The 21,715-nt window shown below is 34.9% G+C and carries 25 protein-coding genes; 9 read left to right on the top strand and 16 right to left on the bottom strand.

Annotated elements, in window-relative coordinates; genetic code table 11:
* Positions 1–50: 50 nt before the first annotated feature.
* Genes ACR1PN_RS04530 through ACR1PN_RS04510 form a run of 5 tightly spaced genes read left to right on the top strand, consistent with a single transcriptional unit; the run spans position 51 to position 3,387 of the window.
* Positions 51–596 (top strand): nucleotidyltransferase domain-containing protein, encoded by a 546-nt coding sequence (locus ACR1PN_RS04530; RefSeq protein WP_433979055.1) that lies wholly within the window; start codon positions 51–53, stop codon positions 594–596.
* 6 nt (positions 597–602) lie between these two features.
* Entirely contained in the window at positions 603–1,190 is a 588-nt protein-coding gene (locus ACR1PN_RS04525; protein WP_433979054.1) for a hypothetical protein, read from the top strand.
* On the top strand, positions 1,169–1,867 hold the full coding sequence (gene prfH / locus ACR1PN_RS04520; RefSeq protein WP_433979053.1) for a peptide chain release factor H: 699 nt from the start codon (positions 1,169–1,171) through the stop codon (positions 1,865–1,867). Before ACR1PN_RS04525 ends, prfH begins: the two co-directional genes overlap by 22 nt.
* Positions 1,854–2,369: a tetratricopeptide repeat protein gene (locus ACR1PN_RS04515; protein ID WP_433979052.1), complete on the top strand. Its 516-nt coding sequence runs from the start codon at positions 1,854–1,856 to the stop codon at positions 2,367–2,369. The genes prfH and ACR1PN_RS04515 overlap by 14 nt, the downstream gene beginning before the upstream one ends.
* A 25-nt stretch (positions 2,370–2,394) precedes the next feature.
* Positions 2,395–3,387, top strand: a complete 993-nt coding sequence (locus ACR1PN_RS04510) for an enolase C-terminal domain-like protein (RefSeq protein ID WP_433979051.1) — start codon at positions 2,395–2,397, stop codon at positions 3,385–3,387.
* Between the two features lie 183 nt (positions 3,388–3,570).
* On the opposite strand, the gene ACR1PN_RS04505 is transcribed toward ACR1PN_RS04510, so the two are convergent.
* Both ACR1PN_RS04505 and ACR1PN_RS04500 read right to left on the bottom strand, forming a co-directional pair.
* A complete protein-coding gene (locus tag ACR1PN_RS04505) occupies positions 3,571–3,858 on the bottom strand; it encodes a cytochrome C (RefSeq protein ID WP_433979050.1) in 288 nt (95 codons plus the stop codon).
* A gap of 25 nt (positions 3,859–3,883) precedes the next feature.
* Positions 3,884–4,177 carry a c-type cytochrome gene (locus ACR1PN_RS04500; protein WP_378179296.1) on the bottom strand — a complete coding sequence of 98 codons (294 nt, stop codon included), beginning with the start codon at positions 4,175–4,177 and terminating at the stop codon, positions 3,884–3,886.
* Positions 4,178–4,364: 187 nt separating this feature from the next.
* Here ACR1PN_RS04500 and meaB point away from each other — a divergent pair, with 187 nt between their 5' ends.
* Positions 4,365–5,354 carry a methylmalonyl Co-A mutase-associated GTPase MeaB gene (gene meaB, locus ACR1PN_RS04495; protein ID WP_433979049.1) on the top strand — a complete coding sequence of 330 codons (990 nt, stop codon included), beginning with the start codon at positions 4,365–4,367 and terminating at the stop codon, positions 5,352–5,354.
* A 68-nt stretch (positions 5,355–5,422) separates the two neighbouring features.
* Here meaB and ACR1PN_RS04490 read toward each other — a convergent pair whose 3' ends face one another.
* Entirely contained in the window at positions 5,423–5,968 is a 546-nt protein-coding gene (locus ACR1PN_RS04490) for a DUF4251 domain-containing protein (RefSeq protein ID WP_433979048.1), read from the bottom strand.
* 104 nt (positions 5,969–6,072) lie between these two features.
* Here ACR1PN_RS04490 and ACR1PN_RS04485 point away from each other — a divergent pair, with 104 nt between their 5' ends.
* Positions 6,073–6,879 carry a M48 family metallopeptidase gene (locus tag ACR1PN_RS04485; protein ID WP_433979047.1) on the top strand — a complete coding sequence of 269 codons (807 nt, stop codon included), beginning with the start codon at positions 6,073–6,075 and terminating at the stop codon, positions 6,877–6,879.
* Between the two features lie 76 nt (positions 6,880–6,955).
* Positions 6,956–7,267, top strand: coding sequence for a hypothetical protein (locus tag ACR1PN_RS04480; protein WP_433979046.1), 312 nt, complete (start codon positions 6,956–6,958; stop codon positions 7,265–7,267).
* Positions 7,268–7,297: 30 nt separating this feature from the next.
* Here ACR1PN_RS04480 and ACR1PN_RS04475 read toward each other — a convergent pair whose 3' ends face one another.
* From ACR1PN_RS04475 to ACR1PN_RS04430, 10 genes are all read right to left on the bottom strand, one after another.
* On the bottom strand, positions 7,298–7,936 hold the full coding sequence (locus ACR1PN_RS04475; protein WP_433979045.1) for an outer membrane beta-barrel protein: 639 nt from the start codon (positions 7,934–7,936) through the stop codon (positions 7,298–7,300).
* Entirely contained in the window at positions 7,920–8,735 is an 816-nt protein-coding gene (locus ACR1PN_RS04470) for an ABC transporter ATP-binding protein (RefSeq protein ID WP_433979044.1), read from the bottom strand. Before ACR1PN_RS04470 ends, ACR1PN_RS04475 begins: the two co-directional genes overlap by 17 nt.
* Positions 8,735–9,487: an MlaE family ABC transporter permease gene (locus ACR1PN_RS04465; RefSeq protein WP_433979043.1), complete on the bottom strand. Its 753-nt coding sequence runs from the start codon at positions 9,485–9,487 to the stop codon at positions 8,735–8,737. Before ACR1PN_RS04465 ends, ACR1PN_RS04470 begins: the two co-directional genes overlap by 1 nt.
* Before the next feature lie 82 nt (positions 9,488–9,569).
* On the bottom strand, positions 9,570–10,937 hold the full coding sequence (locus tag ACR1PN_RS04460; protein ID WP_433979042.1) for an exopolysaccharide biosynthesis polyprenyl glycosylphosphotransferase: 1,368 nt from the start codon (positions 10,935–10,937) through the stop codon (positions 9,570–9,572).
* Positions 10,938–10,974: 37 nt separating this feature from the next.
* Positions 10,975–11,604: a 7-carboxy-7-deazaguanine synthase QueE gene (locus ACR1PN_RS04455; protein ID WP_433979041.1), complete on the bottom strand. Its 630-nt coding sequence runs from the start codon at positions 11,602–11,604 to the stop codon at positions 10,975–10,977.
* A 7-nt stretch (positions 11,605–11,611) separates the two neighbouring features.
* The gene (locus tag ACR1PN_RS04450; protein WP_433979040.1) at positions 11,612–12,496 is read right to left on the bottom strand and encodes a bifunctional 5,10-methylenetetrahydrofolate dehydrogenase/5,10-methenyltetrahydrofolate cyclohydrolase; all 885 of its coding nucleotides are present in this window, start codon (positions 12,494–12,496) and stop codon (positions 11,612–11,614) included.
* 31 nt (positions 12,497–12,527) lie between these two features.
* A complete protein-coding gene (locus ACR1PN_RS04445) occupies positions 12,528–12,818 on the bottom strand; it encodes a type II toxin-antitoxin system RelE/ParE family toxin (RefSeq protein ID WP_433979039.1) in 291 nt (96 codons plus the stop codon).
* The gene (locus ACR1PN_RS04440) at positions 12,808–13,026 is read right to left on the bottom strand and encodes a hypothetical protein (protein WP_378179266.1); all 219 of its coding nucleotides are present in this window, start codon (positions 13,024–13,026) and stop codon (positions 12,808–12,810) included. Before ACR1PN_RS04440 ends, ACR1PN_RS04445 begins: the two co-directional genes overlap by 11 nt.
* A gap of 42 nt (positions 13,027–13,068) precedes the next feature.
* Positions 13,069–14,709, bottom strand: a complete 1,641-nt coding sequence (pgi, locus tag ACR1PN_RS04435; protein ID WP_433979038.1) for a glucose-6-phosphate isomerase — start codon at positions 14,707–14,709, stop codon at positions 13,069–13,071.
* A 216-nt stretch (positions 14,710–14,925) separates the two neighbouring features.
* Complete coding sequence (locus ACR1PN_RS04430; RefSeq protein ID WP_433979037.1) at positions 14,926–15,849, bottom strand: DUF4349 domain-containing protein; 924 nt, start codon at positions 15,847–15,849, stop codon at positions 14,926–14,928.
* Positions 15,850–16,052: 203 nt separating this feature from the next.
* Between ACR1PN_RS04430 and ACR1PN_RS04425 the strand changes: the two genes are divergently transcribed.
* A complete protein-coding gene (locus ACR1PN_RS04425) occupies positions 16,053–17,411 on the top strand; it encodes an acyl-CoA dehydrogenase family protein (protein WP_433979036.1) in 1,359 nt (452 codons plus the stop codon).
* Between the two features lie 90 nt (positions 17,412–17,501).
* Here the strand turns inward: ACR1PN_RS04425 and ACR1PN_RS04420 are convergent, their stop codons facing one another.
* From ACR1PN_RS04420 to lon, 3 genes are all read right to left on the bottom strand, one after another.
* The gene (locus ACR1PN_RS04420) at positions 17,502–17,879 is read right to left on the bottom strand and encodes a MauE/DoxX family redox-associated membrane protein (RefSeq protein ID WP_433979035.1); all 378 of its coding nucleotides are present in this window, start codon (positions 17,877–17,879) and stop codon (positions 17,502–17,504) included.
* A 124-nt stretch (positions 17,880–18,003) separates the two neighbouring features.
* Positions 18,004–19,116 carry an AI-2E family transporter gene (locus ACR1PN_RS04415; protein ID WP_378179252.1) on the bottom strand — a complete coding sequence of 371 codons (1,113 nt, stop codon included), beginning with the start codon at positions 19,114–19,116 and terminating at the stop codon, positions 18,004–18,006.
* A 71-nt stretch (positions 19,117–19,187) separates the two neighbouring features.
* Entirely contained in the window at positions 19,188–21,596 is a 2,409-nt protein-coding gene (gene lon, locus ACR1PN_RS04410) for an endopeptidase La (RefSeq protein WP_433979034.1), read from the bottom strand.
* Positions 21,597–21,715: the final 119 nt, after the last annotated feature.

The raw sequence follows: 21,715 nt of genomic DNA, 5'->3' as shown, positions 1-21,715 counted from the left end.
AGAGATTCTTCCTTCGTCAGAATGACAAAAACAATTTAAAAATCAAAAAAATGGGAGCACCACATAACATAAAAAGATACGGTGAAGTCTGGCCGGAATTTAGAATTCAGCACGGACTGGAAATTTTAGATAAATTAAAAGATAAAGTTATTATTTCAGGAGGTTGGGCGTGGCATTTTATGTCTGAAATCGGGCATACAGAGTATAAACACGCTCATGATCATAAAGATATTGATGTTTTTGTAAAGAAAGAAAATGTTGCTGAGGTTGTTATAATTCTTCAGCAGGAGGGTTTTCAGAAAGTCTGGACGAGATACGATCATCTTCCGAGTGAAGAAAATTTCCGCAGATATGAAAAGACAATCGAAATGGAAGACGGAAAGTTTCACAGGATTACCATCGATTTCTTTGAAAGAAGTGATTTGGAAACTGTTGAAGCAAACAGATTTACGGTTGTTCAACCAGATGCTTTACTTTCATTTTACAGAAACATTCATTCCAGCGATAAATGTTGGGCAGTGATGGCTGCAAAAGATTTATTGGAAAAAGGAATTAATCCTGTTGGTCATTCTAAATTAAGCGAAATGCCAAAATAATTTGAAATGAAAAAAAAATATAAACAAGAATATTTCGGTTATCATGAAAGCATTCTCGTAGTCTGTCCGGATTGCGGAGAAGATGCAGTCGTGAAAAACGAACACAGTTATAAAACGGCAACATTGGAATGTAATCATTGTAATTTGAAAAAGAAAGGATTGGATTTGGTGGTTTATAAAGCATTTGTGAAACTCAATTGTCCGATTTGTGGGCATCCGATTCGTTATGAACAAGGGAACTTGAAAGAGAAACCTAAGAATGTTGCCGTAAAATGTGATGAATGTGACTCTTCTTTTCAGATTCAACCCAAATCAGAGAAATATCTCAACAGCTCAATAAAGGAAGAAGGTTTGATTCACGATCCGGTTTTTGGCTGTCCATATTATTTTCAGACAGATTTTAAAGGAAAGTTATTCTGGGCAAAAAATCGGGAACATCTTTTAGAAATGGAAAACTATGTTTCATCAGATTTAAGAACAAGACTGCCTTACCGAATGCGGATGGTAGAAAGATTACCAACATTTATTAAAGAAGCTAAAAACAGAGAAGCGATCTTAAAAATTTTACAAAAATGGAAAAACTCATACAAATAACCTCAGGAAGAGGACCTTTAGAATGCCAATGGGTAGTCGCAAAAGTTCTGAAGGTCTTTCTTGAGGAAGCAAAAAATAATAAAATAGACTACGAAATTATTCACCGTGAAAATGGTGATGAAAATCTGACTTTGAAATCCGTAACCCTTCTTTTAAAATCAAAAAAATTAAATGAATTTTTAAAAAATTGGTTGGGAAGCATTTGCTGGACGGGAAAAAGTACGTTCCGGAAACTGCATAAAAGAAGCAATTGGTTTATCGGAATTTTTGAATTGGAAGGTTTGGAGAAAATCAATTTTAATGAAAAAGATATTCAGTTTCAAACGACGAGGAGTCAGGGAAGTGGCGGACAAAATGTGAATAAAGTGAACACTGCGGTTCGGGCAACGCACGTTCCGACGGGGCAAAGTGTTTTCGTACAGGATTCTCGTTCGCAATTGGAGAATAAGAAATTGTCGGTTACGAGATTGAAAGAAAAAGTCTTGGAACAGAATATTGTTCAGCTTCAAAAAAGAATGAAGGAAACATGGAATAATCATTTGCAGGTGCAAAGAGGAAGCCCGGTTCGCACTTTTTCCGGAACAGATTTTAAAAAGAATTATCAGGAAAGATCTTTCAAAAAACAAAGAAATCAACTCAAAAACGAATTAAAAAACTACAAAAATGACCTTAACTAAAAATAAATATTACTTCGAAGCTTTGGATAACTATCCATACAGTCTTCCGGAATGTTTGGAAGCATTGAATTATGCGCTGTCGTACGATCCGGAAGATGCAGACAGTCTATGTTTGATGGGAAGAATTTACAGTGAAATGCTTTCTGATTACGAAAAAGCCAAACTGTATTTTGAAGAAGCAATGTTGTATGATGTGAATAATCTCAACACACCGCAATATTACATCAAATGCCTTTTGGACAACGAAGATTATCAGGAAGCAGAAAAATTGATCGAATATTCATTGAAAATCAAAGGGATAGATAAATCAAATTTATGGTTTTACAGATCTTTACTTTCCGAAAAAAGAGGAAGTTTTAATAATGCTTTGAAATTTTTGGATGAAGCTGCAAAATATTGTTTTAATGAACATAGTTTGAATGTGGTAAAGGATCGTAAGAAATTTATCAAATCAAAAATACCAAAGAAAAATAAAATAAAAAAGAAGAAGGAGACGGAATAAGTCTCCTTTTTTTGTAGTTTTAATTATGGAATTAAGGTTTGAACTAAAACAACTTCAATTAAAAGAAACATTCTCAATTGCTTACGGAAATTACGATAAAAGAGAAGCATTACTTATAGAATTATCTCATCAAAATTGTAAAGGTTATGGAGAATGTGTGGCGATCGATTATTATCAAATTAATCTTCAAAGTTTTGTCTTAAAATTAAAAGAAATTCAAACCCAGATTGAAGCTCAGAAAATCAATCATCCAAAAGATTTTTTTAAATTTTTATTGAATTTAGATCTTCATCCATTCTTGCTTTCTGCATTGGATTGTGCGTATTGGGATCTTTTCGGAAAGTTAGAAAATAAAAGTTTTATTGAATTAAATAATATTCCCACAGATCATTTAGTGGAAAGCTCCATCACCATTTCTGTCGGAGAAATCGATCATCAAATCGAAAAAATCAACAAAAGCGATTGGAATAAATTCAAGGTAAAGTTCAAGGGTTTAAATAAATTTGATGTTGAGAAACTTTTACAATTAAACAAAAATATCGCCTTAGATTCCAACGCAAGTTTCAATGACGAAGATTGTATTTGGCTTCAAAATAATGTTGAGGTTCAAAAATTTTCCTATCTCGAACAACCGAGACCAATCGACAACTATAAAATTCTTAAAAAAGAAAGTTTTGCCAATTGGATGGCAGACGAAGACTGTCAGAATATCGATTCTTTGGAAAAGTTAATTCCGTATTACAAAAGCATCAATATCAAATTAATGAAATGTGGAGGATTGACTCCTGCCTTAGAAATGATCAAAAAAGCTCGTGAATTAAACTACAAAATCATGATCGGCTGCATGACAGAATCCACCGTCGGAATTTCGGCTGGTTGTGTCTTAACGGGTCTCGTTGATTATGTAGATTTAGACGGAGCTAATTTAATTTCAAATGATTATGCATCAGGAAATTTTGTGGAAAACGGAAAAATAATTTTATCCCCAAAACCAGGTCTGGGAATTGAAATGAAGTAATTTACAGTGAATTGTGAATGGTCAATTCGTTTTACTTGTCAATTTTTTCTTTTGACACTTTCATTTGCTGAGCGAAGCGCCCTTGGAACAAAAAATCACCGACCTAAAAGTCAAAAAATCGTTGCGTTAAAAATAAATAAAGCAAACTAAGAATTAAAAACAAAAATAGACTTCAAAAGAAGCCTATTTTTTATTCGCAGATATTAAATAATCATAAACCATTTGATGTTGGTCGTCGCTCAATTTCGCTTTTGGCGCCATTCTGCTTAATGTCTTAATCCATCCCTGATCGTCATGTTTTGCCGGATCCGGTAACTTATGACATCTGTTGCAGGAATTTTCAAAAACCGTTTTTCCCTGAGCTAAATGTTCAGATGAGGTAAATTTTGGTCCTGTCACGGCTGTACTTTTTGGTCCGCAGGAAACCATAAAAGCAGATCCTAAAACCATACTCAAAACTAATTTCTTCATAATGATATTTTTGTTGGGTGAATATTTATTTCTTCACAGAAACTACATAATCGTAAACCCACTGATGCTGCTCATCGGTAAGCTTAGCTTTTGGCGCCATAGAATTCATAATTCCTACCCATTGTACAGAAGTAAACTTGGTGGGCTCTGGTAAATCATGGCATCTTTTGCAGGCAGTTTCAAAAATTGTTTTTCCCTGTGCCATTTGTTCTGCTGTGCTCGTTACAGATTTTGGTGCTTCCGTAACAGGAGTTGCTTTCGGAGTACAAGAAGCTAATGTTATCAAGGCGATTGTAGCTGCTGCAAATATACTTTTCATATCGTTTTTTAAATTTGTTTAAAAACAAAAATAATGAATTTTACAGGCGTATGGTATGTATGTGTTTAATTTAGAAACATTAAAATTAATGAGCTTTTTCTCGTATTTTGCGGGTTATTTTTATATTTTTGACTTAATGAAACCTTTAGGTTACATTTTTCCTTTTAAGAGAATAAAAAAGCTCTAAATGAAAATCTCAACAAAAGACTTTATTGATGGCATTAAATCGGGTAACAAACGTCTGATTGCAAAAGCCATTACTTTGGTTGAAAGTACAAAACCGGAACATCGAGATCAGGCAGAAGAGCTTTTAAAGCAAATTCTTCCATTCACCGGAAATTCGATCAGAGTTGGGATTACCGGAGTTCCCGGAGCCGGAAAATCTACATTTATCGAGAATTTTGGAAGACTTGCCATTTCACAAGGTAAGAAAGTTGCTGTTTTGGCGATTGATCCAAGTTCGGCAATCAACAAAGGAAGTATCTTAGGCGATAAAACAAGAATGGAAGAACTGGCAAAAGAAGAGAATGCTTTCATTCGTCCTTCTCCAAGCTCAGGTTTTTTGGGTGGTGTTGCGAATACTACTTTTGAAACGATGTTGATCTGTGAAGCAGCAGGTTATGATTACATTTTAATTGAAACGGTTGGAGTGGGACAGTCGGAAGTTTTGGTGGCAGATATTACGGATGTATTTTTATTTTTAAAAATTATCGGCGGTGGTGATGAGCTTCAGGGAATTAAACGTGGAATCATGGAAATGGTCGATGTTATTTTCATTAATAAAGTGGAAGAAAGTAACCTTCAGAAAGCAAAAAACACCAAACTCGAATTGAAGCGTGCTTTAGATTTTCTTCCTGCAAAAGAAAAAGACTGGAAAGTTCCCGTTTTACTGGGTTCAGCATTAAATAATGAAGGTTTGAACGAAGTTTATCAGAAAATTGATGATTTTATTTCATTGAAAAAGAAAACAAACCGTTTCAGTGAAGTTCGAACTCACCAATCTGAGAAACGTTTTGAATACTGGGTTCAGGAATATATTTTGGCGATGATGAAGAAAAATGATTCTGTGGAAGATGCTTATATTCAGCATAAAAAAAATGCATCAGACCTGATTTCCAATCCAAGTACTGAAGCAAAATTATTTGTTGAAAAGTTTTTACGGGATTCGAGATCTTAGTTTCGTAATTCAGAAAATATTTAATATTTTTTTCTAAGATTAAACCGCAAATTGCGTAAACCGGAACGCTAAAGCTTTTCTTTCTCCTTTGTTTTTTCGTTTTCAGAAATATATCCGTCGTAAGAAATCGGTTGTCTGTCATTGCTTCTGATAGACGTTGAAGCTCTTCCGTTTTTGAAAATTTCAATGTTGATATCGCTTACATTTTTCACGTCGGCCGGCTTTATTTTATAAACCCAATTCCCTTTTTTGCTTTGCGTTTTTGTAACGGCATAATCTTTTGACGTGAATCTGTAGCTTGTGTCTGTAGATCCATAAGAAGGATTAAATGTTCTTCCAAAGTAAGGAAGAGTAACCTCCATTACTCCTTTTTTTATTTCAATTCCGTAATTTTCACCCGAAATTTGAAAAGTTCTCAGCTGTGGTGCATTCGGTATTGAATTTACAACATTGATAACATCGTAATTCATCGGATTTGCCTTTTCTGCATGAAATGTAAATTCATCCGAGCTTATCAGATTGTTTACGGTTTGTGGATCAGTCTTTTGTGCTGAGCAATTCTGAAAGAAAAAAAAGACAGTAATTGCAGATATGATTTTTATATAATTTTTCATGACATTAAAATTAGTAAATTTATATATCAAAATGCGTGCAAAAAATAAGATTAAAATTTTTTTGGAATAGATATTGTTAAGGTTCAAATATAATAGACATAATTATGAAAATTAATCATTTTTTAGGAACAGGAGCTGTTGTTTTAGCACTCGCAGCATGTACAACAAATCCTATGACAGGAAGAAAATCACTTCAGATTGGTACGCTAAATCCGCAGATTACTTCTACAGCTGTTCAGCAGTATCAGCAAACTTTAAAAGAATCTAAAGTTGTAACAGGAGCCCAGGCTCAGATGGTAAAAAAAGTTGGTGGTAAAATAAAATCGGCAGCGGAAAAGTATTATGCAAGCATTGGGAGAAGTGCAGATTTAGCTAATTATCAGTGGGAATTCAATCTTCTTCAGGATAACCAGATAAATGCATGGTGTATGCCGGGTGGAAAAGTAGCAGTCTATACAGGGATTCTTCCGATAACAAAAGATGAAACCGGTCTTGCTGTTGTAATGGGTCACGAAGTTTCTCATGCTTTGGCAGGCCATGGTAATGAAAGAATTTCTCAGGCAATGGTTGCTCAATATGGGGGACAAATTTTAGGTGGGACAATTTCAAATGCACAATTAGCAAAAGTTTTTGAAGCAGCTTATCCTATAGGATCTCAGGTGGCTCTTTTGAAATATGGAAGAACTCAGGAATCTGAAGCTGATGAAATGGGACTTAATCTAATGGCGATTGCAGGATATGACCCAAAACAGGCAATACCTTTCTGGAACAGAATGGAAGCATCATCGTCAGGAGCCAGACAACCAGAATTCTTATCAACTCACCCGAGTCCTCAGACCAGAATTGCTGATATTCAGAAAGACTTACCAAAAGCTTTGGAATATTATAGAGCTGCAGGCGGTAAAGGATAATTTATTATTTAAAACACAAAAGCCTTTTCTGAATTTTGTTTGGTTAAGGCTTTAATTTTAATCATAAAACACTACTATGAAAAGTTTATCAATTATCGGAATGATACTTCTTGCAGTATCGGCTTTGCTTTTTTATCTGACAACTGATTTTACTGTTGAAAAAATCAATATTTCGCATGTAATGGGTGTAATGGCGGGAATCGGAATCGGACTGATTTTCGGCGGTATGGTCGGTTATGTTAGTAAAGGAAGCGCAATAAAAGCTGAAGCAAAAAAAAGAGAATTCAAACAACTTCAGAAGGAAAAAGAAGAGCTGGAAAAGCAGGCTATAGAAATTGAAAAGCGTCAGGTTGAACTTGAAAGAGAAAATACAAATCCTCAAATTTAGAAAATTTGAGGATTTTTTATTTTATGCTAATTAAAATTTATAACCTAACCCAATTAGAAATAAACTGGATCTGTTGTCGTAATCGATCTCCTGGTTTGACCCTGCAACATTATTAATGAATTTTCTCTGATCTTTAGAAAATGCGCCTTCATATCTTGCAGAAAGAATGAGTTTTTTGATCTCACTCTGTACACCTAATTGGTAACCTACAGTAAACTCTTTGGCGTCAACTTTCTGGATGAAATTACCAAAATTATCGCTCTTCGCCAAGTTGAAACTTCCTACCGGCCCTGCATAAGCACTCAATAAATCTCCCAAAACATTTACACCTAACAGAACAGGAATATCTACTCTGCTGTTTTTAGCTTTTATGGTCGTCTGATCTGCATTTGCATCGTTTTGTACGGTAACTTCATTACTGAAATTCGTATAGTAAATTTCCGGCATCAGATATAATGCTGTTGGCAAATCAATTTTTAAAGATAAACCGACATTAAAACCTGTAATATTTTTACCTTTTTGCTCTACAGCGTTGGTAGCTGCCGTCTTAAAATTTTTCCATGATGCCGAACTTGTCGGGATCAATACATTTGCTTTTCCGGCCAATGAAATCTGGGCCGAAGCAAATATTGAAAAACCAATGAATGCTGCACTAATTATTTTTTTCATTATCGTCAATTTTTGTAATAGTATTATCAATAGTTTTGTTGTTCTCCAGTAAATATTCTCTCAGCTCTTTAAACAATTCTGATGAATAAACGAAATCGATAAGATTTTTATTGCCTGCAGTAATAAGGATATCTTTGTTGCCTTCCCATTCTTTTATACCCAGCCTCAGATATACAATTTTCTCGCCAATCGTCATTACGGAGTTCATATCATGGGTATTTATGATGGTGGTTGTATTGTATTCTTTGGTGATTTCAAGCAAAAGATCATCAATCACATTCGATGTGTAAGGATCCAGACCCGAGTTGGGTTCGTCACAGAAAAGATATTTCGGATTATTAACGATTGCTCTTGCAATGGCAACACGTTTCTGCATTCCGCCGGAAATTTCTGAAGGAAATTTTCTATTGGCTTTATCCAGATGTACTCTTCCGATCACATCAAAAACCCTTTTCTTTTTTTCTCTGAATGTCAGATTGGTGAACATATCAAGCGGAAACATAATATTTTCTTCCACGGTTAACGAATCAAAAAGTGCACTTCCCTGAAATACGGTTCCTATTTCTGAGCGGAGGTGTTGCTTTTCTTCTCTTGTCATGACATTAATATCGCGACCATCAAACAGAATTTCTCCGGAAGATGGCTGATAAACGTTCAGCAGGCTTTTAAGAAATACGGTTTTTCCAGAACCACTCTGACCAATGATTAGGTTTACCTTGCCCTTCTCAAACGATGTTGAAATTCCCTTTAATACTTCAACATCATCAAAACTTTTCTTAAGATCTTTTACCTCTATCATCAGCTTAGTATTAATTGGGTTAATAATAATTCGGAAAGGATAATAAATACCATTGTCCATACTACCGCCTGTGTACTTGCTCTACCCACTTCCAGTGATCCTCCGTTTACAAAATATCCAAAATAAGATGGGACGGTAGCAATGATAAATGCAAAAACTACAGTTTTAGTGAAAGCATAATAAATAAACAGATTAGGCATATACATCTGAATTCCGGTAATGTAGTCTGCCGTAGTCCAGTTTCCGGTAAGAATTCCTGCAATATATCCTCCGCCAATACCGAACACAATACTAATAGCGATCAATAAAGGATTAAAGATAATACACGCAATGATTTTTGGGAAAATTAAAAAATTGGGTGAATTTACTCCCATAATATCTAAAGCGTCGATCTGCTCAGAGACTCTCATCGTTCCGATACTTGATGCGATATAAGATCCTACTTTTCCGGCTAAGATCAAACTGATAATAGTTGGTGAAAACTCCAAAACCAGAACAGCTTTTGTCGCATAGCCAACGAAAGATGGTGGAATCGGGAAAGACGAAGCATCAAAATTATTAAACATCTGAATGGCAACGACTGCTCCCACGAATATAGAAGTGAAGATTACCAACCCGAAAGAGTTGACTCCCAAATCATTGATTTCTCTCATAAACAGCTTCCAGAAAACTCTCATTTTCTGAGGCTTCTGAATTGATTTTCCAAGGAGAATCATGTATTCTCCTACCGCTGTAAAAAACTTTTTTAACATTCTGCTAAATTAGGCTATTTTTATTTAACTAAATTAAATTTTAAGCAATACTGATCACTCTGTTTTAACCTTAAATTCAATCTTAATTTGCATTTTTATCTCCTTTTATAACCAATAAAACGGTTCTTAAAATAATTACTAAATCTAAAATGAAGCTCCAGTTTCTCACATAAAATGCATCGGCAAGAATTCGCTTGTTCATTTCAATTTCTATATTTCCTGTGTCTCCTCTCAATCCGTTTACCTGAGCTAAGCCCGTAATTCCTGGGCTGGTATGGCTTCTTAAGCTGTATCTTCCGATTTTAGGCTTATAAAAATCATCTACAGCCAACATATGTGGTCTTGGGCCGACCACAGACATTTCGCCTTTTAAAACATTAATAAATTGTGGCATTTCATCGAGACTCGTTTTTCTTAAAAATTTACCTATTCCGGTAATTCTTGTGTCGTTTTTGCTTGTTGTTTTCTTTGTAGAATCATCATTTACCACCATGGTTCTGAATTTAATACAGTTAAAAACTTCTTCATGGAAACCATATCTTTTCTGGATAAAAAAAACGGGCCCTTTTGAGTTCCTTTTTATCAATAAAGCAATGATAGGAAACAGCCACGAACAGATGAACAGCAAAACTAAGACCGAAAAAATAATATCGAAAGTTCTTTTTAATAAAAAGTTTGAATAATAATCTAATGGGTATTTTACCTGGGTTAAAACTGGTTGTGTCTGGATATATCCTAAATCATAAAAGAAAAAATTGTTTTTCGAAATATTGGGGATGAGGGTGATATGTACCTTGTTGGCTTCTGCCAATCTGAATATTTCATTTTGCTTTTCGTCGCTGAAAGAATTTTCTGTAGGAAGAAACAAAGTATGAATTCCATTCCTCTTCCAGAATTCTACTAAGTTTTTAGCATTTATTTCAGAGCCGTATTCGTAGATTTTGTATCCGAAATCTTTTCTTTCTTCAATAATTCTTTTTAAAACATCCGTTGCATTATTTTCACTGAGAAACATGACATTCCTATGGTTTATACCTCTGGCTCTTATGTACCTTATTAAATAGTAAATGCCTGTTTTTAATAAGAAGATAAAAAAGAAAAGATAAAGTGACAACCACGTCAGTTCTGAGCCGAAAAACTGATTGCTGCTCACTTTACGGATAAGGACCAACCCGATAATAAACAGCAGAAAATGAACGATTATTCTTTCTACAAAAAGAATGTAGGTAAGATTTCTGGAGATATTATATATCTTCGTTCTTCCACTTAACAATATCCAAAAAGAGATTACAAGAAGTAACGGAAAAGAATTTTCGTACCACAGGTCCTGGTCATGTATCAGGTTTCGGGTCGTGCTTACAAAATAGAATACGAAAACGGCTGCGATAACCAAAAGGTCAAGCAAAATAATGATTGATTTCAGGTATCGGGAATATCGTATTCTTTGCATCGATCTTTAATGAAAATCAGAGGCTAATATAGCAATTTTACGGTATATTCAGATATTTGTGGGTCTGAACTGATGCACGCCATTCCGGATTCTCCAAAATGAAATCTGTAATTTTTGGGTACATTTCGTCACGTTTGCTCCATTCGCTCTGAAGATAGAGTGTGCAGTTTTCAGAAACTTTAGCTGCCTGCTCCTGAGCAAATTTAAAATCATTGTTATTGAAAACTATGACTTTAAGTTCATGGGCTTTCGCATAAATTTCTTCTTTTGGAAGCCCAGTCTTTTTTGGCGAAAGGGTAATCCAGTCGATTTGTCCGCTCATAGGATACGCTCCCGAAGTTTCAATATGAATGGTGCATCCCAATTCTTTTAATTTGGATGTTAAAATATTAAGATTCCACATCAAAGGCTCGCCGCCTGTTAAAACAATGGTTTTGCAATGTTTTGCTGCAGTTTCTGCAATTTCTTCCGCATTCATTAATGGATGTAAATTCGGATCCCAGCTTTCCTTTACATCACACCAGTGGCACCCCACGTCGCAACCGCCCAATCTGATGAAATAGGCTGCTTTTCCAGTGTATGCTCCTTCTCCCTGAAGAGTGTAAAAATGCTCCATCACAGGGAGCATTTTACCTTCTTTTAATAATATTTCTTCTGTTAAATTCATTTTAAAATTAGTCGTTGTAGACTGAAGTTTTGTAGGCAATGATGGTGTTTTTCATCAACATCGCTCTTGTCATAGGCCCGACTCCTCCGGGAACTGGCGTAATCCAGCTTGCTTTTGCTGCACAGCTGTCGAAATCTACATCACCTGCCAGATAATATCCTTTTGGAGAATCGTTATCTACTCTTGTAATCCCTACATCAACAATCACCGCCCCGTCTTTGATCATTTCACCTTTTAAGAAGTGAGGATCACCTAAAGCTGTAATGACGATGTCTGCTTTTTTTGTATATTCTTCGATGTCTTTTGTGTAAGAGTGCGTCAAAGTTACCGTTGAGTTTCCAGGGAAATCTTTTCTTCCCATCAAAATACTCATGGGTCTTCCTACGATTTTACTTCTTCCGATAATGACACAGTCTTTACCTTTCGTTTCGATATTGTATCTTTCCAATAATGTTAAAATTCCGAATGGCGTTGCGGGCAAGAACGTATCCATTTCCAAAGCCATTTTCCCAAAATTTTCCGGGTGGAAGCCATCAACATCTTTTCTTGGATCGATGGCATTGATGATTTTCTCCTGATCGATCTGATCCGGCAAAGGCAACTGAACGATGAATCCGTCAACTGCTTTTGATTTATTCAGTTCGTCGATTTTTTCCAATAATTCGGATTCAGAAACGGTGCTTGCAAATTTTACTAAACTTGATTGAAATCCTACTTCTTCACAATCTTTTACTTTAGCATTTACATAAGCCTTACTTGCCCCGTTGTTTCCAACAAGAATGGCCACCAAATGGGGAGCTCTTCTTTTTGAAGCAACGATTTTTTCAACTTCAGCCTTGATTTCCTGTTTTATTTCTTTGGATACTTTTAATCCGTCAAGAATTTCTGCCATTTTTACTTTTATTACTTTTTACTATTAGATTTTAAGGATATTTTTCCGGATTCCGATGAGTGCAGAAAACGGAGAGGATGTTGACAATTTGTTGTTTCTCGTCAATGTCAAACAGAACTAAATAAGGCAATTTTTTTAAAGGGATTGCTCTTACATTTTTATATTTGACAGCAAAGAATGGATTTATCTGTAAAGACTTATAAGCATCAAATAATTTCTTCCTAAAGTTTTTTGCTGCAGATTGAGATTGCATTTTGTAATATGTAATGGCTTCATCAATATTATTGTTTGCAATGGGAGAAACTAAAATTTTAAATGCCATGCTTTTCCGAAATTTTCTTTAGTGATTCGAATGCATCTACAGATTGTGATCTGTCTTGTTTTAAAGCTTCATCAATCACCCTTTTCATTTCATCCGTCAACTCAAAATCGTCTTCGTTTTTTTCAAAACTGATTTTCATTCTTTTCAAAAGATTTTCCATTAAAGTTTCTTCTTCCTTATTTCTCAGATGTATTGTAATGGTACTCATATCTTTTATTTTTAATCAAAATTAATGAAAATCAACAATAGTTTATTTGTTTGATTTATAATAATTAATCAATCCATTTGTTGAAGAATCATGAGAATTAATTGCTTCATTGCTTTCAAGTTCCGGAAGGATTTTATTCGCTAAAACTTTTCCTAGTTCAACTCCAAACTGGTCGAAACTGAAAATATTCCAGATCACCCCCTGAACGAAAATTTTATGTTCATACAAAGCAATTAACTGTCCTAATGAAAAAGGTGTTAATTCTTTGAATAATATGGAGTTAGTTGGTGTATTTCCGTGGAAGACTTTATAGTTTAATAAGAAATCAATTTCCTCATCAGATTTTCCGGAAGCTTTTAATTCTGCTTCCACTTCTTCTTCATTTTTACCAAAAGCCAAAGCTTCGGTTTGAGCGAAAAAGTTTGCCAATAGTTTATCCTGATGATCAGAAACTTTATTCGGACTTTTTGCATACGCAATAAAATCTGCAGGAATCAATTCCGTTCCCTGGTGAATCAACTGATAAAATGCGTGTTGTCCGTTTGTTCCCGGCTCTCCCCAAATGATAGGCCCTGTTTCATATTCTACAAACTCACCGTTTCTGTCAACACATTTTCCGTTGCTTTCCATATCTCCTTGCTGTAGATACGCTGCAAATCTGTCTAAGTATTGGGAATATGGAAGAATTGCATGAGTTGTCGCTGCATAGAAATTACGATACCAGATTCCGATCAATCCCATCAAAACTGGAATGTTTTCAGAAAATTCCGCTGTTTGGAAATGTTGATCAGTATCGTAAGCTCCTCTTAATAACTGCTCAAAGTTTTCATATCCTACAGAAAGGACAATGCTTAAACCAATCGCACTCCAAAGTGAATATCTTCCGCCAACCCAATCCCAGAATTCGAAGATATTTTCTTCTGCAATTCCAAAATCTTTAACGGCTTGAACATTAGTTGATAAAGCTACAAAATGTTTTGCAACATCTTCCTGTTCTCCAGCTTGTAAAAACCAGTCTTTTGCTGAGTTTGCGTTCGTCATTGTTTCCTGCGTTGTAAACGTTTTAGAAGCAATGATGAATAAAGTGGTTTCAGGATTTAAATTCTTTACAACTTCTGCAATGTGGTTTCCGTCAACATTAGAGACAAAATGAACGTTTAATCTGGTTTTAAAATGCTTCAAAGCCGAAACGACCATCACAGGTCCCAAATCTGAACCTCCGATTCCGATGTTTACCACATCTGTAATTTCTTTCCCGCTAAAACCTTTGTGATCTCCTGAAATAATACTTTCAGAGAAAGATTTCATGTGGTCTAGAACTCTTTTAATCTGAGGTTTTATATTTTCCCCATCTACCAAAATTTCTTGATCAGAAAAATCTCTTAAAGCCGTATGTAAAACGGCTCTTCCTTCTGTTTCGTTGATTTTGTCTCCCGAAAACATCTTTGAAATGGCATCCTTCAACTGACATTCTTCAGCAAGATTTAATAAAAGTTCTTTAGTTCTTGAATCGATTAAATTTTTAGAATAATCGAATAGAAAATTATCTTTTTTAATAGAAAATTCCTCAAAACGATTCGGATTGTATTGGAAAAGACTTCTCAGATCAAAGTCGTTATTCCCAAAATGTTCATCAAGAGAGATCCAGCTGTTCGTGTGTAAAGGATTTATTTTAGATAACATAAATTTAAATTAGGGTTTAAAAGGCTGATTTTTAGAAAAATCACATTTAAAATCGATATAATTAAAAATGTTTGATTTTCAAACCGCAAATTTACGGAATTTCGGGCAATGATGTTAATTGAGAATTAAAAATCAATTTAAGTAATGTGAATTGCCATAAAAATAAAACCTCCGCAAAAGCGAAGGTTCAAATAATCTATGTTGATAACCTAAAGGTTAGGATGCCGGATTTTCTTGTTTTTGTTGCTGAATTTTATTTTTAGATTGATTTTTTCTGTAAAAGTAAAATATCAGTCCGCAGATTAATAGAATTGGCCAAATCATGATTAATCCAACGATAAGTTTCTGAGTTAAATAATAACCTTCCACAAAAGCATTTTTCGCGCTGTAAAAAAAGTTGAATTTGTATTTGTTGTCAATGTTTTTTGAATTGGTTACTGCAATTTCTGCAATACGAAGCTTGGGTTCTTTTATGTAAATATCAACAGTGCTGTATTTCAGATTGTCTGTTACATTAAGATTTGCCAATTGTTGCGAGTTGCTTTCCGACATATTTTCATCACTCATTTTTACTTTATCTTTTGTGGTTTTAAGCTCAGAAATATTTTCTTCGGTTTTCTTTATTCTTTTTCCTTCAAGCTCTGCATATTTAATGTTTGCAGTCACATCTTCGGCATTGATGATTCTTGAATTCAGAAATAGTTTTTTATCGTTGATTAAGGTTAAAAGCTCACCCAATTTTGCAGTAGGAACTCTTACCTGCATCGAATTTTCAGTCTGATATTTTTTAACGAGCATTGCGTTTTCGTCGGAAGTGTTGTAGGTGTCTTCAGAGATTACACGACTTTGGAGATTACTGTTGGTTACAAATCCTCCAAGTTCCTGAACTGATTTTTCAATGGAAATCGTTGCATCGTAAACATCTTTTACTTCCATATTGACATCCGCTGTTTTGATGAATTGTTTGTCTTTTACAGACATGGTTGCGGCAGATGAAACACTATCGGAAACATTTACATAGGCAGAATCTGTAGATGCAGTCATTTCATAATCATTTGCTGTTGCCTCGCCTTTTTTGCATGAATAAATTCCTAATAAAAGTGCTGTAGCGATGGTTAATCTGATGTGTGTCGTTTTCATAATATTTGATTTTTAATGTTTGCTTCATCCAAAGTTCCGGCTGAATCTTTTGTAATGTTTGAATATCACAGGTAAACTTTTGTAAATGAAATATTAGAATTAAATAATTGTAATTCAGTTGTTTGTAAAAGTAATTGAACTGTAGGAGTGGTATTTCGGATTGATTTTTGCTGATGTTTTACAAATTAAAACTCAAAATAGATATGTCTAAAACCTTTTCTAAAATCCGAAACGCCATAGAACTTTTTAAAGCCATTGATTTTGATCAGCTGAGCGAAATTTCTCAGAAAGTAAATCTCCCGAAACTCATGGAGAATTTTTCTAAGCTTGACGATAAACAACTTAGCGGAATGATGAAAATGCTCGATCCCAATAAAAAGAAAAAAGAACTTCCTCCAATTGATGGGGATTTCTACGATATTTATCATACTTTAACGCTGGAGCAAAGAGAAGTTCAGCTGAAAGTAAGAGCTTTTATGGAAAAAGAAGTGAAACCTTTAGTCAATCATTATTGGCTAAGAGACGAGTTTCCGCACGAGCTGATTCCGAAATTTCAAAAATTAGATATTTGTGGTGTAACGTATGAAGGCTATGGTTGCAAAGGAATGCCTTTTCTGATGGAAGGTGTTATTGCCATGGAAATGGCAAGAATTGATGCTTCCATCGCAACATTTTTTGGTGTACAATCTGGTTTGGCAATGGGTTCTATTTACATTTGTGGCTCGGAAGAACAGAAACAAAAATGGCTACCTCAAATGCAGAAATTTGAAAAAATTGGAGCTTTTGGACTGACAGAACCAGAAGTTGGTTCCGGAGCAGCAGGAGGTTTAACGGTAACCTGCAAAAAAACTCCTGAAGGCTGGGTTCTAAACGGAGAAAAAAAATGGATCGGAAATGCAACATTTGCTGACATCATTATTATTTGGGCAAGAGATTTAGATGATGGAGAAGTCAAAGGTTTTATTGTTGAAAAAGATAATCCAGGATTTTCAGTACAGAAAATTAAAGGAAAAATGGCGCTTCGAATCGTTCAGAATGGGTTGATTACTTTGAAAAATTGTGTTGTAACCGAAGAAAACCGACTGCAAAATGCCAATTCATTTAAAGATACCGCAAAAGTTTTAAGAATGACCAGGGCCGGAGTTGCTTGGATGGCGACAGGTTGCGCAAGAGGTGCGTATGAAAGTGCTTTAGATTATACTAGAAAAAGAGAGCAGTTCGGAAAACCGATTGCTTCATTCCAGATGATCCAAGGGCATTTAGTGGAAATGCTTTCTAATTTAACAGCAATGCAAACGATGGTTTTCAGGCTTTCTGAAATGCAGGATGAAGGAATTTTAAAGGATGAGCATGCTTCCTTAGCGAAAGTTTTCTGTACGTTAAGAACAAGAGATGTCGTTTCAAGAGCTCGTGAAGTAATGGGCGGAAACGGAATTCTTTTGGAGTATGATGTTGCAAGGTTCGTTGCAGATGCAGAAGCCATTTATTCTTATGAAGGAACGAAAGAAATCAATTCACTGATTGTCGGTCGTTCGATTACAGGTTTCAGTGCATTTGTTTAATATTGTGAATGGTCAAATGTCAATTCGCCTTGCTTGTCAATTTTTAAAATTCACTTGCAAAGCAAAATTCACAATTGACCATTGATTTTTCTATTTCAGTAAGGCTTTATATTTCTCTTTATTATCAAAAATCATCCAAAGATTAATCAGGAAAAGAATGCCGGCAATCGACATATTCATTGGAGATTTATCGATCGTGAAAACATGAAGAATAATTCCGGCCATTACCGGTAAAATAACAATTGAACCTAAGGCTCTTGTTTTTGGGAAAATAAATAATAATCCGCCAATAACTTCAACAGCTCCGACTAATGGCATTAACCAATGCAATTGATTGAATGCTTCGAAGATTTTCATTTGCTCCGGTGTTGGTTTTGGCATCGGCATATAATTCAGGAATTTGTTTAATCCGGCATTGATAAACATCAAACCAAATAAGAGACTGATAATAAATTTGATAATTTTCATAGATTGAATTTTTATTAAAATTAAATAAAATTCCAATTCGTTATTATAAAATCAATCAAAATTAAATTTCATCATAAATTACTCATTGCTCATTGCTCATTGCTCATTGGCAATTACTCATGTCCTAATCCATTTCTTTCAGCGTGATATTCTTAGAAATTTTATAGCTTTTCTTTTTCTTGTTAGGTTTTTCATCTTCACCGAGAAGTTTTCCCCAGGGTTGTAATCCGTCGACTCTTTCAAAAATAATTTTAATAATTGCAATCGCCGGAATACACAGAAACATTCCTGAAATTCCCCAAAGATGTTCGCCTAAAAGAATTCCGATAAATGAAAATAAAGCATTGATTTTTACTTTTGAGCCTACCACGAAAGGAAGAACAATATTTCCGTCGATCGCATGAACGATAACGTAGCCAATTGCTACATACACGCAAGTTGAAATGGTCCCTGTAGCAAATGCAATAAAACATGAAATGAGAAGAGAAATACAAATTCCGATGTAGGGAATAACATTTAATAATCCAGTTAGAACTCCTAATAAAATAGCATATTTTACCCCTAAAATCGTAAGAACAATCGTTGTAAGAACCGAAACAATAATCACCTGAAGACATAATCCGATAATGTATCTTTTCGTCATGATTCTCACTTCGGAAACGACTTCCTGAACGCTCGCTTTATGTTTTTCATTAAATACATTAACGATGAAATTATTCAAAATTCGTCTGTAGTTTAAAATAAAGATAAAGAATAAGATAAAAAATGCTAAAAAGCCTAAGCTTGTTGAGAAAATTCCAAAAGTAAAACCCAGTATTACTCCTGTTGAAGATAATATCTTATTTAAACCCTGATCAAGGTAAGTGAACTGTTCATCAATTTTTACATTAAAGGTTCGCGAAATCCATTTTTGCAAATCATGAAATACGGTGTTGAACTGTTTGGTAAGATGAGGGATATCTCTGCTGAAACTCGATATTTGTGTACTGAAAAAATAAATCATTCCTGTTAAAATGATCAGGAGCATCAAAACCGATACGATGGTAGAAGCTGATCGAGGAAATCTCAGTTTTCTTTCTAAAAAAGTGGCAATCGGTAAAAAGAGCATTGCCATTAAAAATGCTAAAAAGAACGGAGCCAAAATACTTTGTCCTAATTTAATAAGATATCCGATTCCGATAATCGAAATAACAGTTAACGCGAGTTTTGGAAGAAAAGGAAGTTTAAAAAAATTCATGGGAAAGTTTTTCTACACATAACAAAAACCTCACCGTTTCCGATGAGGTTATAAATTTATAAATAAAAAAATTATTTTTCTAAAGCTAATTCCAGGACTTCGTTCATCCAGCTTACATAGTTTACTTTCAGGTTTTTCAGGTAATCCTGTTTTATTTCTTCTACGTCTTTTCTGTTGGCTTCACAAAGAATAACTTCTTTTATTCCCGCTCTTGTTGCAGCGAGTAATTTTTCTTTAATTCCGCCTACAGGAAGCACCTTTCCACGTAAAGTAATTTCTCCGGTCATGGCAAGATGAGGTTTTACTTTTTTGTTTTTAAAGGATGAGACCATAGAAGTCAACATGGCAATTCCTGCAGAAGGCCCGTCTTTTGGCGTTGCTCCTTCGGGAACGTGAACGTGAATATTTTTCTTTTCTAAATCATCTTCGCTGATTCCTAAATCTTCATGTTTCGCTTTAATATATTCCAAAGCAATGGTTGCAGATTCTTTCATTACCGTTCCCAGATTTCCGGTCATGGAAAGATTCCCCTTTCCGTTGCTGATTAAGCTTTCGATAAATAAAATATCTCCGCCAACGCTTGTCCATGCCAAACCTGTAACCACTCCCGGAACATCCGTTAATTCAGATAAGCTTTTCGGTCTTGGAACGCCTAAAATTTCATCCACTTTTTCAACAGAAATTTTAGCATCGTAATCTTTTACCAAAGCTGTCTGCAAAGCAACCCAACGTGCAATCGCCGCAATTCTTTTTTCTAAAGTTCTCACGCCGCTTTCAGAAGTGTGGGCTTCGATGATATGTTTCAGTTCAGAATTTCCAAGTTTGAAAGATTTTGCAGTCAAACCGTTTTCGTCCTGTTGTTTTTTAATTAAATGTCTCTTCGCAATTTCAATTTTTTCCTCTAAAGTATAACCCGCAATCTGAATGATTTCCATTCTGTCTAAAAGCGGCGTCTGGATTGTTGAGAGTGAGTTTGCCGTTGCTAAAAACATGACTTTAGACAAATCATAACCCATTTCAAGGAAATTGTCGTAGAAAGAACTGTTTTGTTCCGGGTCAAGAACTTCCAGTAAAGCCGAACTCGGGTCGCCGTGCATTCCTTTTCCTACTTTGTCGATTTCATCCAGAACAATTACAGGGTTTGATGTTCCGGCTTTTTTAATAGACTGAAGAATTCTTCCTGCCATCGCACCGATGTATGTTTTTCTATGACCGCGAATTTCGCTTTCGTCATGAAGTCCACCCAAAGAAACACGTACATATTTTCTTCCCAAAGCATCGGCAACCGATTTTCCTAAAGAAGTTTTACCAACTCCGGGAGGGCCCACCAACAAAAGGATTGGTGATTTCATATTATTTTTCAATTTTAAAACTGCCATGTGTTCTAAAATTCTTTTTTTGATGTCTTCTAAACCGAAATGGGCTTTATCCAACACTTTTTGGGCTTTTTCAATATCAAAAGTGTCCTTTGTGAATGTTTCCCAAGGTAAGTCTGTAAAGAAATCCAAATAATTTCTCTGAACATTATAATCCGGAGAATTTGGGTTTTGACGTTGAAGTCTGTTAATTTCTTTTTGGAAATGTTCTTCAACTTCTGCGTTCCAGTTCTTGGTTTTTGATTTTTTAATTAAATCTTCTACATCACTTTCAGGGCCGCCTCCCAACTCGTCCTGAATCGTTCTGATCTGCTGATTTAAGAAATATTCTCGCTGTTGCTTATCTAAATCTTTCGAAGTTTTCTGATGGATCTGATTTCTCAGTTCGAGTTTTCTGAAATCTTCATGCATCATTTCGTAGCACTTATTGGCTCTTTCCATCAGGTTCTTCTCTTCCAAAAGTTTTTGCTTTTCTGAATAAGGGAAATTGGCATTTGTGCAGATAAAATTTAACAAATCATCGTTATTATTGATGTTTTTTATCGCAAAATTTGCAGCATTCGGAATGTTCGGATCAAGCTCAATGATTTTTAGAGCTAAATCTTTTATATTCTCCAACAATGCTTCATATTCCTCTTTGTTTTTAGCTTTTACATCTTTCAGTTTCGTGATTTCAGCTTTGAAATAAGGTTGCGTGTCTACAGTCTTTTTTATTTTAAATCTTTGAAAACCTTTGGTAATTGCGGTAACATTTCCTTCAGGAAGCTTAATGATTTTAATAATCTTCGCTAACGTACCGGTCTGATAAAGGTCTTTCTCTGTAGGCTGTTCAATATCAGAGTTTTTCTGGCTTACAATTCCAATGTAATCACCATTTTGCTGAGCTTCTTCAAGAAGCTGGATCGATGTTTTTCTTCCTGCGGTAATTGGGATTACCACATTCGGGAACATCACCATGTTTCTTACCGGAAGTATTGGGAAAATAATCTGTTCAGAACTTTTCTCATTGTCTACATTCAGGTCGGAAAGATTGATTTCTTCAGCTACGATATTAAAACCGTCTCCAAGAATATCATCAAAATTTATATCTTCAAATTCTGTCATAATAAATCGAATGACAAATTGTCATTTTCAGTTAAAGTCATTACATTGATATTTCACAATTTGCTTATAAAAAGCAATATATATGAATTGTATACTAAATTGTCAAGTTTGATGCCATT

The organism is Chryseobacterium sp. RLHN22, assembly GCF_051011795.1.
Taxonomy (GTDB): Bacteria; Bacteroidota; Bacteroidia; order Flavobacteriales; family Weeksellaceae; genus Chryseobacterium; species Chryseobacterium zhengzhouense.
The sequence above is the reverse complement of the archived record's forward strand: the minus strand, read 5'-3'. Positions and strand labels throughout refer to the sequence as shown.

What these genes read in the sequence shown, in the direction of transcription:
- ACR1PN_RS04460 (WP_433979042.1), bottom strand. Translation starts at nt 10,937, where the DNA reads ATGCAAAGAATACGATATTCCCGATACCTGAAATCAATCATTATTTTG.
- ACR1PN_RS04415 (WP_378179252.1), bottom strand. Translation starts at nt 19,116, where the DNA reads ATGAATTTTTTTAAACTTCCTTTTCTTCCAAAACTCGCGTTAACTGTT.
- ACR1PN_RS04490 (WP_433979048.1), bottom strand. Translation starts at nt 5,968, where the DNA reads ATGAAAAATTATATAAAAATCATATCTGCAATTACTGTCTTTTTTTTC.
- ACR1PN_RS04500 (WP_378179296.1), bottom strand. Translation starts at nt 4,177, where the DNA reads ATGAAAAGTATATTTGCAGCAGCTACAATCGCCTTGATAACATTAGCT.
- ACR1PN_RS04445 (WP_433979039.1), bottom strand. Translation starts at nt 12,818, where the DNA reads ATGGCATTTAAAATTTTAGTTTCTCCCATTGCAAACAATAATATTGAT.
- ACR1PN_RS04515 (WP_433979052.1), top strand. Translation starts at nt 1,854, where the DNA reads ATGACCTTAACTAAAAATAAATATTACTTCGAAGCTTTGGATAACTAT.
- ACR1PN_RS04420 (WP_433979035.1), bottom strand. Translation starts at nt 17,879, where the DNA reads ATGAAAATTATCAAATTTATTATCAGTCTCTTATTTGGTTTGATGTTT.
- ACR1PN_RS04475 (WP_433979045.1), bottom strand. Translation starts at nt 7,936, where the DNA reads ATGAAAAAAATAATTAGTGCAGCATTCATTGGTTTTTCAATATTTGCT.
- ACR1PN_RS04485 (WP_433979047.1), top strand. Translation starts at nt 6,073, where the DNA reads ATGAAAATTAATCATTTTTTAGGAACAGGAGCTGTTGTTTTAGCACTC.
- ACR1PN_RS04430 (WP_433979037.1), bottom strand. Translation starts at nt 15,849, where the DNA reads ATGAAAACGACACACATCAGATTAACCATCGCTACAGCACTTTTATTA.
- ACR1PN_RS04440 (WP_378179266.1), bottom strand. Translation starts at nt 13,026, where the DNA reads ATGAGTACCATTACAATACATCTGAGAAATAAGGAAGAAGAAACTTTA.
- ACR1PN_RS04470 (WP_433979044.1), bottom strand. Translation starts at nt 8,735, where the DNA reads ATGATAGAGGTAAAAGATCTTAAGAAAAGTTTTGATGATGTTGAAGTA.
- ACR1PN_RS04455 (WP_433979041.1), bottom strand. Translation starts at nt 11,604, where the DNA reads ATGAATTTAACAGAAGAAATATTATTAAAAGAAGGTAAAATGCTCCCT.
- ACR1PN_RS04510 (WP_433979051.1), top strand. Translation starts at nt 2,395, where the DNA reads ATGGAATTAAGGTTTGAACTAAAACAACTTCAATTAAAAGAAACATTC.
- prfH (WP_433979053.1), top strand. Translation starts at nt 1,169, where the DNA reads ATGGAAAAACTCATACAAATAACCTCAGGAAGAGGACCTTTAGAATGC.
- ACR1PN_RS04505 (WP_433979050.1), bottom strand. Translation starts at nt 3,858, where the DNA reads ATGAAGAAATTAGTTTTGAGTATGGTTTTAGGATCTGCTTTTATGGTT.
- ACR1PN_RS04525 (WP_433979054.1), top strand. Translation starts at nt 603, where the DNA reads ATGAAAAAAAAATATAAACAAGAATATTTCGGTTATCATGAAAGCATT.
- ACR1PN_RS04480 (WP_433979046.1), top strand. Translation starts at nt 6,956, where the DNA reads ATGAAAAGTTTATCAATTATCGGAATGATACTTCTTGCAGTATCGGCT.
- ACR1PN_RS04465 (WP_433979043.1), bottom strand. Translation starts at nt 9,487, where the DNA reads ATGTTAAAAAAGTTTTTTACAGCGGTAGGAGAATACATGATTCTCCTT.
- pgi (WP_433979038.1), bottom strand. Translation starts at nt 14,709, where the DNA reads ATGTTATCTAAAATAAATCCTTTACACACGAACAGCTGGATCTCTCTT.
- ACR1PN_RS04450 (WP_433979040.1), bottom strand. Translation starts at nt 12,496, where the DNA reads ATGGCAGAAATTCTTGACGGATTAAAAGTATCCAAAGAAATAAAACAG.
- lon (WP_433979034.1), bottom strand. Translation starts at nt 21,596, where the DNA reads ATGACAGAATTTGAAGATATAAATTTTGATGATATTCTTGGAGACGGT.
- meaB (WP_433979049.1), top strand. Translation starts at nt 4,365, where the DNA reads ATGAAAATCTCAACAAAAGACTTTATTGATGGCATTAAATCGGGTAAC.
- ACR1PN_RS04425 (WP_433979036.1), top strand. Translation starts at nt 16,053, where the DNA reads ATGTCTAAAACCTTTTCTAAAATCCGAAACGCCATAGAACTTTTTAAA.
- ACR1PN_RS04530 (WP_433979055.1), top strand. Translation starts at nt 51, where the DNA reads ATGGGAGCACCACATAACATAAAAAGATACGGTGAAGTCTGGCCGGAA.